Below are 11,298 nucleotides of genomic sequence, written 5' to 3'. Positions count from 1 at the left end.
ATCACTCGATCCGAACTCCCTCGGTGTCCAGTGCCGCCCGAAAAGCGTCCTCACAGCCGGGCGTGTAGTTCAGCGCCGTCAGTGCGTCTTCCGTGTCGTCGAGCGCGACGATACAGCCACCGCCACCGGCCCCGGTGAGTTTCGCACCAAGTGCATCGGCGTCACGGGCCGCCCACACCATGCTGTCGAGCGAGCGCGAGGAGACCCCCAGCGCCGACAGCAAGCCGTGGTTGAAGTTCATCAGTTCGCCAAGTTCCGCCAGATCGCCGTCATGCAGTGCGCGCTCGCCCTGCCGGACGATGTCGCCGATCGCAGCGACCGTGTCGGCCGCAAAACCGTACTCGTCGCGGAGTTGCCTGACGCCGGCCACCAGCGCACCCGTATCGCCAGCGCCACCGTCGTAGCCGATCACGAACGGGAGCGTGTCGACGCCGTCGATCCGTCGGCAGTCGTCGCCCTCCACGCGGACCGCACCACCCATCGCCGAACAGAAGGTGTCCGCCCGCGACGCTTCGCCGTCCTGTACGGTGTGTTCGACCTGATACGCGCGCTCTGCGACCTCGCGATCGGTCAGTTCGACGCCGAGTTCTGCCGTCGCCGCACGGATGACGGCGACGACGACCGCTGCCGACGAACCGAGGCCCGCACCGAGCGGGATCGAACTCTCGACGCTGATCTCGAAACCCGCGCCGTCGACACCCGCGGCGTCGGTCGCCTGCTCGATCGCTTCGTTGATGTAGCCGACGCCGGCCTCGACGAGTGACTCGGAAACGTCCACGTCGGGACCATTGCTCGCGTCGCCCGTGTACTCGATCGTGAAGCCGTCGAGGGTCAGATCGTCGAGGTGGACTGTCAGTCCCTCCGCACGCTCCTCGACGGTGACGCGGGCCCGACGCTCGATCGCACAGGGCACCGCCGGCTCGCCGTAGACCACCGCGTGCTCCCCGAACAGATACACCTTCCCGGGCGCACTCGCTGTTACCATACCCGTCCCTCTGTTGCCATCCGTATAGTAATCGTTGAAAAGTCAGCGACAGCCGCCGGTGCGCGCCACGACGCTGTGAGTTCGCTCTCTACCGCTCCTCGATTCGCATCCGCATCTCCTGTCTCGGATGCGCCGTCAACGAGGGCAGTAGTTCGAGCGGGGTTTCGCCTTCGAAGTGGAGCCGATAGTCGGAGGCGACCGTCGCGATGATTAGCTTTGCCTCCAGCAGCGCGAGGTGCTTCCCGATGCAGTGGCGTGGCCCACCGCCGAAGGGGAAGAAGGCAAAGCGGTGTCGCCCCTCGCTGCGCTCGGGCGACCACCGTTCGGGATCGAACTCGTCGGGGTTCTCCCAATAGCGCTCGGAGTGATGGACCGCCCACTGGGGAAGCATGAGGTTCGCGGACGTGGGTACCTCGTAGCCGTCGAGTTCGACCGGTTCGGTCGGCGTTCTGAAGATGGTGTACACCGGCGGGTACAGCCGCATCGACTCGTCGATCACCCAGTCGAGGTACTCCAACTCCTGTACGTGATCGATCGTCGGGCGCTCGTCCCCGACGACGGCGTCGAGTTCCTCGTGCAGTCGGGCCTCGACCTCGGGATGTTCCGAGAGCAGGAACCACGTGTAGGTCAGCGTGAGCGCGGTCGTATCGTGGCCCGCAAGCAACATCGTCATCATCTCGTCGCGGAGTTGCTCTTCGGATTGGTCGCCCCGGTCGCGCGCTCGCAGGAGGATCGAGAGGAAGTCCATCGGCCCGTCGTCCTCGGTGCCGGTCGTCCCGCGGCGCTGCTCGAAGATGTCGTCGAGGACGCCATCGAGCGTTTCGACGGCCGTATCGAACTCGTCGTCGTCGGGCATCGGCACCCACTCGGGGATCGCAAAGCGGATCGGGTCCGGTTCGAACCGCGCACCAAGCGGCAACAACTGATCCTGAACCGTCGAGACGCGCTCGTCAGGTAACTCGACGCCCATCATGAGATCGAGGATCACGTCGAGGGTGACGTGCGTCATCTCGCGTTCGGCGTCGATTGTCTCACCGGTCTGCCAGTCGGCGACGATCGCTTCGGCGTGGTCGACGATGCGGTCGTCCATCTTCGCCAGTCGTGCCATGCTGAACGCGGGGTTCGCCATCTTTCGCTGGGTCTCCCACGTCTCGCCCTCGCTCAGCAGTAGCCCGTCACCCAGTAGGTCACCGAGCGCATCCCCCTGGAAGTCGGGCTTGCGATAGCGGTCGGCATCGTCGACCAGTATCCGCTGTATCAGTGCCGGCTCGGTCACGAGGAACGTGTCCATCGGCCCCATATCGAAGCGGGCGACACCACCGTAGGCCTGCTCCAGCGCCTCGACGAACCGGAACGGATTGTTCGAGTACGTCCTGCTGCTCCCGAACAGCGGTTCTCCTTTCGGACCGGGCGGCGTCTCTGCCATCGATCGAGATAGGGGGCGCACACGTTTGAATCGTATGCCAAACGGGACGACAGTAGCCTTGCTGGACATCGAAAATACCACCCGGCGAACCGACGGCCCCGGTTGGGCTGTCGACCGATCAGAGCCACCGGGCCGGATCAAGATTCCAGTCGGTGTTGTCTCGTGCCCAGACGCCGCCGAGTCCGCCCAGTGCGCTCAGGCCAACCGTGTACAGACCGAACAGACCGAACACGATCGCAAGGAACACGTCGTAGCCCGGCGACGACGGTGGAATACCGTAGCCGAAGAGACCGACGACGAACAGCGCCGGCACGAAGAGTGCGAGCAGCGGGATCGCTGCCACGATGCCAGACAGTGCTCCGACACCGAAGCCGTCGGCGTACCCACCACCCCGGCGGTTCGTCGCCACCGCCCCACCGACGAGCGGCGAGAACGGGAGAACCGAGAGGACGACCGTGACTGCTGCACCCCAGCCTGCATCGCGGACGAGCGATCCCGCCATCCTACGATCCGATATCGGTATCGTACTTGATGTAGTTGCCGAGCCACCCACCGATCGCACTCAGGCCGACGACGTATGCGAGCGAGCCGACGAAGATGAACAACAGGATGACGAATCCGAATGCGCCGAGTGCGAGCGCGTCGGGGCCGACGCCGATAGCGAAGAAGCCAAGCAACGAGGCGGCTGCGAATCCGCCAAGCAAGAGCGGAATCAATGCAATCAGGCCGGCGTACAGACCTGTTCTGAGTCCATCCGAGCGTGAGCCACCTTCGAGATAGCCGGCCGTTGCACCACCGAGTAACGGCCCGAACGGTAGTACGGCACCAGCAATCGTTCCGACGACGGCACCGATCAGGGCGTTGATCAACGTGTCACCTTCAGCCATGGCGACGGCTTCGACGGCGGGCACAGTAAGCCTTGGTGAGTGCAGCCGCTCTCGATCTCGGGGAGAACGGAAAAGGCCGCGTCTACAGTTCGCTCTCGAAGTCGGCGAGTTCGTAGACGGTGTCGGAACCACGGCGGTCGAGCGTCTCGTTGGCGAGCAGCCAGTAGACGACTGACAGCGCCTTGCGCCCCTTGTTGTTCGTCGGGACGACGAGGTCGACGTTCGATGTGGTGTTGTTGGAGTCACACATCGCGATGACCGGAATACCAACGGTGATCGCCTCTTTGACGGCCTGAGCGTCACCGATCGGGTCGGTCACGACGACGACATCGGGTTCGATGTAGCCGTCGTAGTCCGGGTTCGTCAGTGTCCCCGGAATGAACCGACCCGTCCGGGCACGGGCACCGACGGCGTCGGCGAACTTCTCGGCCGGGAACCGACCGTACTGTCGCGAGGAGGCCACGAGGATCTGCTCGGGGTTGTAGTTCGCGAGGAAGTCCGCTGCCGTGCGGATCCGCGTGTCCGTCATCGAGACGTCCAGCACGTACAGACCGTCGGTTCGGACGCGGTGGATGAACCGCTCCATGTCGTTGGTCTTCTGCTGGGTCCCGATGTGGACACCCGCGCCGAGGTACTCCTCGACGGGGATGAGGAGGTCTGCCTCGTCGTCTGGCATGACGTCCTCGTCGAGGGCTGGGCCCTCGTCCTCTTCTTCAGCCTCGGCGTCGGCCTCGGTGGCCTCGGCGTCGGCGGCCGGTTCCTCAGTCTCTGTCGTCTCGGCGTTGGCTTCGACTTCTTCCTCGGGGTCGAAGTCGGAGTCCTCCGCGTCGAGACCTTCGTTTTCGTTGCCGCTCATACTGCGTTGTCCTCGATTCGGATGAGTTCGTTCAGCTTGGCTGTTCGCTCGCCACCGACCGCGCCCGTCTTGATGAACGGCGCGTCGGTCGCGACGGCGAGGTGTGCGATAGTCGCGTCTTCAGTCTCACCGCTACGGTGTGAGACGACCGACGCATAGCCGTTGTCGCGTGCCAGTTCGATCGCGTCGACGGCGTCCGTCAGCGTGCCGATCTGGTTGGGTTTGATCAGGATGGAGTTACCCGCACCGGTGTTGATCCCGGTCTGGAGGCGCTCGACGTTGGTGACAAAGAGGTCGTCACCGCAGATCAGCGTCTGGTCACCGACCTGCTCGGTCAGGTCGGCGAAGGCCTCGTAGTCGTTCTCGTCGAGTGGGTCCTCGACGTAGACGAGGTCGTACTCCTCGACTTTCTCGGCGATGTAGTCGATCTGCTCCTCGGCGGAGCGGATCTGATCGTCGTAGACGTAGCCGTCTTCGTCATCGTCGTACAGTTCCGCGCCGGCCACGTCAAGCCCGAACGAAATGGCGAAGCCAACATCGTCCGCGACGGTATCGACCGCCTCGGCCATGATCTCGAAGGCCTCGTCGTCGGAGATTGACGGTGCCCAGGCACCCTCGTCACCCTTGCCGGCGGGCAGGTCCCGCTCGGCGAGGATGTCGTGGACTTCCTGGTGGACGGCCGCGTTCGCGAACACTGCGTCCTCGACGCTTGGCGCGCCGATGGGTGCCGCGAGGAACTCCTGAATGTTCGTCGCGTCCGCGGCGTGTTCGCCGCCGCCGATGATGTTGCCAAGCGGCGTCGGGTACTCGTTCCCGCGGAAAGTCCCTCCGAGGTGCTGGTACAGCGGTGCACCGAGCACGTCGGCACCGGCCTTCGCGGCCGCCATCGAGATGGCGACGGCGCTGTTGGCGCCGATCTCGGAGAAGTCGTCCGTGCCGTCGGCCGCGTGGAGTGCGGCGTCGACATCGCGCTGATTACCAGCGTGGACTTCGCCGATGAGTCGCGGGAACGCGTCTTTCCGTGCTCGTGCGATCGCTTCGTTGGCCGGGAGTTCGATCGCTTCGTACTCGCCGGTACTCGCACCGCTCGGTGCCTTGCCACGACCGAAGCCGCCACTCTCGGTGAGCACGTCGGCTTCGACAGTCGCGTTGCCACGCGAATCGAGCACGCGGCGCAGTCGAATGTCGGTGATGAGCGTCATTAGTTGTCACCTCGTCGGACGGTGAAGGGCAGCACACCAGCGTCGTACTCCTCGGCCGCGATGAGGATCGGCTGGGTCTGATCGGTGTCGATGAGCACCGGCGCACCGAAAGCCACCTGCAGCGCTCGCGCACCGATGATCCGCGCCTTCTCGTAGCGATTTTCCTGAACCATCATTGATAGGGTGCCACGATGTCGACGAGGTCCTTGTGTGAGACCAGCATGCGGCGACAGCAGTGTCGTTCGACGCCGAGTTCGTCGAGAACCTTCTCCGGGTTCTCTGGGTCCTCGGCCTCACGAGTGCGTGCCTTGAACTCTTCCCAGTGCTCGCCGACGACGTTACCACAGGTGAAACACCGGACCGGTACCATCATATCATATCACCTTAGCGGTAGGACTTCTGGTAGCGCGCCCGAGCGCCCGGGCCGCCCCACTTCTTGGATTCGGACTGGCGAACGTCGTTGACCAGCAGCGACCGATCGAACTCCATGAACGCGTCACGGAGTTCGGCGTCGTTGGTGTGGTCGACGAGTCCGCGTGCGATCGCGGTTCGCGCCGCGTCGGCCTGTCCCATCACACCGCCGCCTTCGACGGTGATGTCGACGTCGACCTGCTCTCGCAGTTCGTCGTCGGCGATGCGGAACGGCTCCAGCATCTTCAGCTGTGCCAGTTCTGGATCGACCAGCTCGACCGGCTGGGAGTCGACACGCACGCGACCCTCGCCCTCGCGAACGGTCGCGCGAGCGACGGCCGTCTTCTTCTTACCTGAAGTGTTCGTTACCATGTGACGTTCGCTCCGATGGATTCGCTGACGTCTCCGAGCGAGACGAACTTGATGTTCGACAGTCGATCCAGCGAGGTACCCTCGACGATCTCGGCCTCGACATCGTCGTCGTCCTCGTAGGGGTTGCCCACGTAGACACGGACGTTCGAGAGTGCCTCACGGCCGCGGGGCTTCTTGTAGGGAAGCATGCCGCGAACCGAACGCTTGAGGATGCCGTCGGGGCGCTTGGGGTATGCCGGACCCTGATCGGACCCGACTTCACGGCGCTTCTGGAACTTCGCCGTGATCTGCTCTTCGTTGCCCGTGATGACGGCGTCTTCTGCGTTGACGACCGCGATGGTCTCGCCGTCGAGCGCGCGCTCGGCGACGTTGGATGCGACACGTCCGAAGATGCAGTCGCGGGCGTCGACGACGACGTCCGCTTCGAATTCTGCGACACTCATCGGATGATGCGCACCTCCGAGCCATCGGGGTTCTGTTCGACTGCGGTTTCGAGCGATACTGCTTGCCCGACCTGGTCGATCTTCTTCTCGGCTGTACCAGAGAAGTCGACTGCAGCGACGGTGACGTCCTTCTGCAGGACGCCGGAACCGAGCACCTTGCCAGGCACGATCACGGTCTCGTCTTCCTGGGCGTATCGTTCGATACGGCCGAGGTTGACTTCTGCGTGTGTGCGCCGTGGCTTCTCCAGACGCTCGGCGATGTCGCCCCAGACGTCGCCGCCCGTACGGGCGGCCGACTTCAGGTCGGCGATGAGACTACTGAGTCTCGGATTAGTCTTACTCATGACGTTCCTCCTTGAGAAAGTGCAGGGAGCAGGATTTGAACCTGCGGACCCCTACGGGACAGCGCCCTGAACGCTGCGCCGTTGGCCAAACTTGGCTATCCCTGCTCGCATTACTGGTTTCTGTTTGCCCCGTAAAACCGCTTTCGATCCTCACGCTGGCGCGGGGTTGCGTCGCGATCATCGGTGCGGTTGGGGCAGGGGTCATCTTATAGTTGGACTGCTTCGCGTAGTTCGTCCGCGCGGGATCGAATCGTATCGACCGCGCGAAGCGTCAGTTCTTCGACCGACAGCGAGCCGTCGGTCTCGACGTGGAAGACAAATGCGTTCTCCACGTCGTGGACTTCGAGCTCTTTCCCGGGGTAGCGCTTCCCGAGGTCACTGTCGAACGTCTCGGTCAGGACGAGATCGCCGTTCTCGGCGTCTCCCTCGGCGTGTTCGGCCGCTTGCTCCTCGATGACGCCACGCAAAATTTGCGGGTCGTCGTCCTCGAACTCGCCTTTGTCACCGACGACCTCGACGCGCTGGAGGTGTCGGTATCCCACGGCCACGCCGCCCTGATGTTTGGCGTGTTCGCGGCCACGGTCGAGGACGGCGTCGGCCTCGACTTCGAGGCGCTGGCCGTCCTTGAGGTCGATGATCGGGATGTTGTCGTCCGCGGCGTCGACCAGCGGATCGGAACTCACCAGATCACTCGAATACGCGGTCTCGGGACCGGAGACGTCGATCGACAGCGTCACCTCGTCGCCGACCTCGAAGTCGTCGAGATCGGTGGTCAACGGAACCAGGCCGAGTCGAAGACCGATCTGCTCGTCGAACATCACACTGGAGTTCTCGATGACCCGAACCGTGTCGATGCTGAAGGTCGGCACGTCGGCGATCATCGCTCGGCGGATGCCGTTGGCGAACGCGGGCGTGATGCCACGCACGAGGAATCGTGCTTCACGTTCGGAGCGTTCGACGAACTCGACCTCGTAGTCCTGTGTCATTGGTTAGAATCCAGCGTTCTTCGGACCGCGAGTCCCGTCGTGAGGGACCGGTGTGACGTCCTCGATACGGCCGATCTCGAGACCGGCGCGAGCGAGCGCACGGATCGTCGCCTGTGCGCCCGGACCGGGGGACTTCTGCTGGTTCCCGCCGGGACCGCGAACGTTGACGTGGACGCCCTCGATGTTCTGGGCCTTGGCCTTCTCGGCGACGACTTCGGCCATCTGCATCGCGGCGTAGGGCGACGCTTCGTCGCGGTTCTGCTTGACCACGGTCCCACCGGAGGACTTCGCCAGCGTCTCTGCGCCGGTCTGGTCCGTGATGGTGATGATCGTGTTGTTGAACGATGCGTACACGTGGGCAACGCCCCACTTGCTGTCTTCGGATTCGCTCATTCTTGGGCCTCCGCTCGTTCGGGATGCAGTTCGTCCGAGATCGGACTGTGCTCGTCGAAGCCGACCTTGCCTTCGGCGTCGGCCTCGACCTTCATTCCGGGTCGGGTGACACGGGCGTCTTCGAGCACGATGTGGCCGTGGGAGATGAACTGCCGGGCCTGCTCGGGCGTGTTCGCGTAGCCCTTGCGGTAGACGACCGTCTGCAGGCGGCGTTCGAGCACGTCGGTCACGTCGAGCGACAGCACGTCGTCCAGCGAGTCGGTCTCGTTGAGGACGCCCAGTCGCTTGAGTCGGGTGAGGAACTCGTCGGCTTCGAACCGGGAGCCTTCACCTTCTGCGCGGCCGAGCAGTTTTCGGGCCTCGCGGCGGTAGCTACGAAGCTCGGACTGTGCGCGCCACAGTTCTTCCTTGTTCTTCAGGCCGTAGCGACCGATGAGGTTGGCCTCGTCGGCGATGCGCTCGCCCTGATACGGGTGGTTCGGCGTCTCGTAGAACTTGGTGTTAGATCCGAGTGCCATTATTCGTCATCCTCCTCGGCAGCGGCCTCCTCGGCCTGTTCTTCCTTGATGGCCTCGACGTTGACACCGATGGTGCCCTCGGTACGACCCGTGGACTTGGTTCGCTGCCCGCGGACCTTCTGGCCGCGCTGGTGTCGAACGCCTTTGTAGGAGTCGATCATCTGCATCCGGTTGATGTCGGCGCGACGCTGCATCTGCAGGTCGTTACCGATCTCGTGAGTCGACTCGCCCGAATAGAAGTCGTTCTGGTGGTTGGTAAGCCATTCCGGGACCTCGTCAGCGTACCCCTCGACCTTCTCGACGACGGCCTCGATGTCCTCGTCGTCGAGGGCACCGAAAAGGGCCTGTCGGTCGACACCGGCTTTCTCGGCGATGATGCGCGCGGCGCGCTTGCCGATGCCGTTCATGTCTGTCAGGGAACGCTCGACGGACTTCGTGCCGTCGAGGTCAGTCTGTCCGATCCGAACGAAGTAGCGGAGCTCCTCCTCGTCCACGTCTTCGTCCAGTTCTGGGTCTTCTGCACTCATGTGTGTTATCGGGTGTGTGAGCGTCGTGGCGGGGATTCGAACCCCGGAGGCTGTACGCCACAGAGTTAGCAACCCTGCGCCTTGGGCCAGGCTTGGCTACCACGACACGCTTGCATAGTACTCGCGCCCTCACGTCGAGGACTCGGGACACCGCGCCCCTGCACGAGTCTACCTCAGTTTCCTCGCCGGGTGTATAAAAACGTCACGAAACGGCCGGTGCGTCGTCACGCCTTTGCACGGCCCGGACGAACGGCAGCTATGGCACCGACGACCATCGATCCGACCGATCGCGAGGCGCTCCGTGACGCGCTGGCTGCGTTCGCACCGACCGTGACCGAGCGCGGGGACGGGACGCTCGTGGCCGAGTTCGGCGGGAGCGCACACTTCGCCGTTGAACCCGACGGCAGCGTCGACGCCGCGATGCCCCTGCATGACTTCGATGGGCCTGCCGAGCGACTCGTCTTCGACGACGACGGCGGTGCCATCGACGTGACGTTCGGAACGGGCGACGATGCGTTCGTCTACACCTTCCGACGCCCGTGAGACGAGTGTCGTCTCTCGGGGTCACAACCCTTATCGCCGGTCCCTCTCCTACCTCGGGGCATGGACGAAGCAGACGTGCGCGAGCGCCTGCGCGAGGTCCGTGACCCGGACCTTCGGGACGACATCGTGTCGCTGGGGCTGGTCAACGAGATCGAGGTGGGCGACGACGAGATCCACGTCGACCTCGCGCTGGGGGCACCGTACTCGCCCAACGAGACCGCGATGGCCGGCGAGGTACGCCACGCACTCGACGATCTAGCGGCCGAAATCGAACTGACGGCCAACATCGACCGCGGGATCGACCCCGAGGTGGACGTGTTGCCGGGCGTCAAGAACGTCATCGCCGTCGCCTCGGGGAAAGGTGGCGTCGGCAAGAGCACGCTCGCCGTGAACCTCGCTGTCGGACTCTCGGAACTGGGCGCACAGGTCGGCCTGTTCGACGCCGACGTGTACGGTCCGAACGTCCCACGGATGGTCGCCGCCGACGAGCACCCGCAGGCGACCGAGGACGACCAGATCATCCCCCCAGAGAAGTACGGGATCAAGCTGATGAGCATGGACTTTCTCGTCGGCGAGGACGACCCCGTCATCTGGCGTGGCCCGATGGTCGACAGCGTCCTCACGCAACTCTGGGAGGACGTGGTCTGGGGCAGTCTCGACTACATGGTGATCGACCTGCCGCCGGGGACCGGCGACACGCAGCTCACGATGCTCCAGAGCGTCCCCGTCACTGGTGCGGCAATCGTCACGACCCCCCAGACGGTCGCACTCGACGACGCACGCAAGGGACTGGAGATGTTCGGCCGTCACGAGACGCCCGTGCTGGGACTGGCCGAGAACATGTCGACCTTTACCTGCCCGGACTGTGGCAGCCAGCACGACATCTTCGACTCTGGGGGTGGCCGGGAGTTCTCCGAGGAGACGGGACTGCCCTTCCTCGGTGAGATTCCCTTAGACCCTGCCGTTCGGGAGGGTGGCGACGACGGGAAACCGATGGTGTTAGACGAGGACAGCGAGACCGGTGAGGCGTTCCGTGAGTTCGTCCACCGGACCGCGATCAATCAGGGGATCGTCCACCGCAAGCGCCACGCCGACCGGATGACCACAGAGCAGTAACGCGGTCTCCTTTCTCGGAGCACTCAAAGAGCGCAGACAGCCGCCGCTGGTGTGGGTCGAAAAGCGAAGAGAGAAAGCCCGTCTACGCTTCCGCGGCGGGCGAAGACTGTTTGCGTGCGATGTAGCCGGCGATACGGTTACGAACGCCCTTGGACTCGATGTTCGTGAGTTCGGTGACCACGTCCTTGTTGTGCTCGAAGTCGGCACCGAAGGCGTCGGGGTATCGTTCCATCAGCAGCGTTCCTGTCTTCTTGACGTAGGCGGGCTTGATTGCCATAGGGGTTCGTAC

18 protein-coding genes and 2 tRNA genes are annotated in these 11,298 nt (G+C 64.0%); 2 read left to right on the top strand and 18 right to left on the bottom strand.

What is annotated here, in order from left to right; genetic code table 11:
- Position 1 precedes the first annotated feature (1 nt).
- From mvk to AC5FRW_RS15400, 17 genes are all read right to left on the bottom strand, one after another.
- Positions 2 to 985, bottom strand: a complete 984-nt coding sequence (mvk, locus tag AC5FRW_RS15480; protein ID WP_493569364.1) for a mevalonate kinase — start codon at positions 983 to 985, stop codon at positions 2 to 4.
- Positions 986 to 1,073: 88 nt separating this feature from the next.
- Positions 1,074 to 2,411 (bottom strand): cytochrome P450, encoded by a 1,338-nt coding sequence (locus AC5FRW_RS15475; protein WP_493569363.1) that lies wholly within the window; start codon positions 2,409 to 2,411, stop codon positions 1,074 to 1,076.
- 118 nt (positions 2,412 to 2,529) lie between these two features.
- The gene (locus AC5FRW_RS15470) at positions 2,530 to 2,913 is read right to left on the bottom strand and encodes a DUF5518 domain-containing protein (protein ID WP_493569362.1); all 384 of its coding nucleotides are present in this window, start codon (positions 2,911 to 2,913) and stop codon (positions 2,530 to 2,532) included.
- 1 nt (position 2,914) lies between these two features.
- Positions 2,915 to 3,298 (bottom strand): DUF5518 domain-containing protein, encoded by a 384-nt coding sequence (locus AC5FRW_RS15465; protein ID WP_493569361.1) that lies wholly within the window; start codon positions 3,296 to 3,298, stop codon positions 2,915 to 2,917.
- Positions 3,299 to 3,380: 82 nt separating this feature from the next.
- Positions 3,381 to 4,154, bottom strand: a complete 774-nt coding sequence (rpsB, locus tag AC5FRW_RS15460; protein ID WP_493569360.1) for a 30S ribosomal protein S2 — start codon at positions 4,152 to 4,154, stop codon at positions 3,381 to 3,383.
- Positions 4,151 to 5,356: a phosphopyruvate hydratase gene (gene eno / locus AC5FRW_RS15455; RefSeq protein WP_493569359.1), complete on the bottom strand. Its 1,206-nt coding sequence runs from the start codon at positions 5,354 to 5,356 to the stop codon at positions 4,151 to 4,153. The genes rpsB and eno overlap by 4 nt, the downstream gene beginning before the upstream one ends.
- Entirely contained in the window at positions 5,356 to 5,532 is a 177-nt protein-coding gene (locus AC5FRW_RS15450; RefSeq protein WP_015763545.1) for a DNA-directed RNA polymerase subunit K, read from the bottom strand. The genes eno and AC5FRW_RS15450 overlap by 1 nt, the downstream gene beginning before the upstream one ends.
- Positions 5,529 to 5,729: a DNA-directed RNA polymerase subunit N gene (locus tag AC5FRW_RS15445; protein WP_493569358.1), complete on the bottom strand. Its 201-nt coding sequence runs from the start codon at positions 5,727 to 5,729 to the stop codon at positions 5,529 to 5,531. The genes AC5FRW_RS15450 and AC5FRW_RS15445 overlap by 4 nt, the downstream gene beginning before the upstream one ends.
- Positions 5,730 to 5,740: 11 nt before the next feature.
- Entirely contained in the window at positions 5,741 to 6,139 is a 399-nt protein-coding gene (locus tag AC5FRW_RS15440; protein ID WP_493569357.1) for a 30S ribosomal protein S9, read from the bottom strand.
- Positions 6,133 to 6,582 carry a 50S ribosomal protein L13 gene (locus tag AC5FRW_RS15435; RefSeq protein ID WP_493569356.1) on the bottom strand — a complete coding sequence of 150 codons (450 nt, stop codon included), beginning with the start codon at positions 6,580 to 6,582 and terminating at the stop codon, positions 6,133 to 6,135. The genes AC5FRW_RS15440 and AC5FRW_RS15435 overlap by 7 nt, the downstream gene beginning before the upstream one ends.
- On the bottom strand, positions 6,579 to 6,926 hold the full coding sequence (locus AC5FRW_RS15430; protein WP_493569355.1) for a 50S ribosomal protein L18e: 348 nt from the start codon (positions 6,924 to 6,926) through the stop codon (positions 6,579 to 6,581). Before AC5FRW_RS15430 ends, AC5FRW_RS15435 begins: the two co-directional genes overlap by 4 nt.
- Positions 6,927 to 6,946: 20 nt before the next feature.
- Positions 6,947 to 7,031 (bottom strand) — tRNA-Leu (locus AC5FRW_RS15425).
- Positions 7,032 to 7,132: 101 nt separating this feature from the next.
- Complete coding sequence (locus tag AC5FRW_RS15420) at positions 7,133 to 7,912, bottom strand: DNA-directed RNA polymerase subunit D (RefSeq protein ID WP_493569354.1); 780 nt, start codon at positions 7,910 to 7,912, stop codon at positions 7,133 to 7,135.
- A gap of 3 nt (positions 7,913 to 7,915) precedes the next feature.
- The gene (locus AC5FRW_RS15415) at positions 7,916 to 8,305 is read right to left on the bottom strand and encodes a 30S ribosomal protein S11 (protein ID WP_493569353.1); all 390 of its coding nucleotides are present in this window, start codon (positions 8,303 to 8,305) and stop codon (positions 7,916 to 7,918) included.
- Positions 8,302 to 8,823 (bottom strand): 30S ribosomal protein S4, encoded by a 522-nt coding sequence (locus tag AC5FRW_RS15410; RefSeq protein ID WP_493569352.1) that lies wholly within the window; start codon positions 8,821 to 8,823, stop codon positions 8,302 to 8,304. The genes AC5FRW_RS15415 and AC5FRW_RS15410 overlap by 4 nt, the downstream gene beginning before the upstream one ends.
- A complete protein-coding gene (locus AC5FRW_RS15405) occupies positions 8,823 to 9,350 on the bottom strand; it encodes a 30S ribosomal protein S13 (protein ID WP_493569351.1) in 528 nt (175 codons plus the stop codon). The genes AC5FRW_RS15410 and AC5FRW_RS15405 overlap by 1 nt, the downstream gene beginning before the upstream one ends.
- Positions 9,351 to 9,371: 21 nt before the next feature.
- Positions 9,372 to 9,456, bottom strand: a tRNA-Ser gene (locus AC5FRW_RS15400).
- Positions 9,457 to 9,608: 152 nt separating this feature from the next.
- Here AC5FRW_RS15400 and AC5FRW_RS15395 point away from each other — a divergent pair.
- Together AC5FRW_RS15395 and AC5FRW_RS15390 are read left to right on the top strand one after the other, a co-directional pair.
- Entirely contained in the window at positions 9,609 to 9,893 is a 285-nt protein-coding gene (locus tag AC5FRW_RS15395; RefSeq protein ID WP_493569350.1) for a hypothetical protein, read from the top strand.
- A gap of 60 nt (positions 9,894 to 9,953) precedes the next feature.
- Entirely contained in the window at positions 9,954 to 11,009 is a 1,056-nt protein-coding gene (locus tag AC5FRW_RS15390; RefSeq protein ID WP_493569349.1) for an Mrp/NBP35 family ATP-binding protein, read from the top strand.
- Positions 11,010 to 11,091: 82 nt separating this feature from the next.
- Here AC5FRW_RS15390 and AC5FRW_RS15385 read toward each other — a convergent pair whose 3' ends face one another.
- Positions 11,092 to 11,286: a 30S ribosomal protein S17e gene (locus AC5FRW_RS15385; RefSeq protein WP_493569348.1), complete on the bottom strand. Its 195-nt coding sequence runs from the start codon at positions 11,284 to 11,286 to the stop codon at positions 11,092 to 11,094.
- Between the last annotated feature and the right edge of the window lie 12 nt (positions 11,287 to 11,298).

It is taken from the genome of Halomicrobium sp. HArcht3-1, assembly GCF_058933345.1.
Note: the sequence above shows the minus strand (reverse complement) of the source record. Positions and strands in the feature narration are given on the sequence as shown.

Coding starts and splice junctions, on each gene's coding strand:
- mvk (WP_493569364.1), bottom strand. CDS start 985: ATGGTAACAGCGAGTGCGCCCGGGAAGGTGTATCTGTTCGGGGAGCAC.
- AC5FRW_RS15475 (WP_493569363.1), bottom strand. CDS start 2,411: ATGGCAGAGACGCCGCCCGGTCCGAAAGGAGAACCGCTGTTCGGGAGC.
- AC5FRW_RS15470 (WP_493569362.1), bottom strand. CDS start 2,913: ATGGCGGGATCGCTCGTCCGCGATGCAGGCTGGGGTGCAGCAGTCACG.
- AC5FRW_RS15465 (WP_493569361.1), bottom strand. CDS start 3,298: ATGGCTGAAGGTGACACGTTGATCAACGCCCTGATCGGTGCCGTCGTC.
- rpsB (WP_493569360.1), bottom strand. CDS start 4,154: ATGAGCGGCAACGAAAACGAAGGTCTCGACGCGGAGGACTCCGACTTC.
- eno (WP_493569359.1), bottom strand. CDS start 5,356: ATGACGCTCATCACCGACATTCGACTGCGCCGCGTGCTCGATTCGCGT.
- AC5FRW_RS15450 (WP_015763545.1), bottom strand. CDS start 5,532: ATGATGGTTCAGGAAAATCGCTACGAGAAGGCGCGGATCATCGGTGCG.
- AC5FRW_RS15445 (WP_493569358.1), bottom strand. CDS start 5,729: ATGATGGTACCGGTCCGGTGTTTCACCTGTGGTAACGTCGTCGGCGAG.
- AC5FRW_RS15440 (WP_493569357.1), bottom strand. CDS start 6,139: ATGGTAACGAACACTTCAGGTAAGAAGAAGACGGCCGTCGCTCGCGCG.
- AC5FRW_RS15435 (WP_493569356.1), bottom strand. CDS start 6,582: ATGAGTGTCGCAGAATTCGAAGCGGACGTCGTCGTCGACGCCCGCGAC.
- AC5FRW_RS15430 (WP_493569355.1), bottom strand. CDS start 6,926: ATGAGTAAGACTAATCCGAGACTCAGTAGTCTCATCGCCGACCTGAAG.
- AC5FRW_RS15420 (WP_493569354.1), bottom strand. CDS start 7,912: ATGACACAGGACTACGAGGTCGAGTTCGTCGAACGCTCCGAACGTGAA.
- AC5FRW_RS15415 (WP_493569353.1), bottom strand. CDS start 8,305: ATGAGCGAATCCGAAGACAGCAAGTGGGGCGTTGCCCACGTGTACGCA.
- AC5FRW_RS15410 (WP_493569352.1), bottom strand. CDS start 8,823: ATGGCACTCGGATCTAACACCAAGTTCTACGAGACGCCGAACCACCCG.
- AC5FRW_RS15405 (WP_493569351.1), bottom strand. CDS start 9,350: ATGAGTGCAGAAGACCCAGAACTGGACGAAGACGTGGACGAGGAGGAG.
- AC5FRW_RS15395 (WP_493569350.1), top strand. CDS start 9,609: ATGGCACCGACGACCATCGATCCGACCGATCGCGAGGCGCTCCGTGAC.
- AC5FRW_RS15390 (WP_493569349.1), top strand. CDS start 9,954: ATGGACGAAGCAGACGTGCGCGAGCGCCTGCGCGAGGTCCGTGACCCG.
- AC5FRW_RS15385 (WP_493569348.1), bottom strand. CDS start 11,286: ATGGCAATCAAGCCCGCCTACGTCAAGAAGACAGGAACGCTGCTGATG.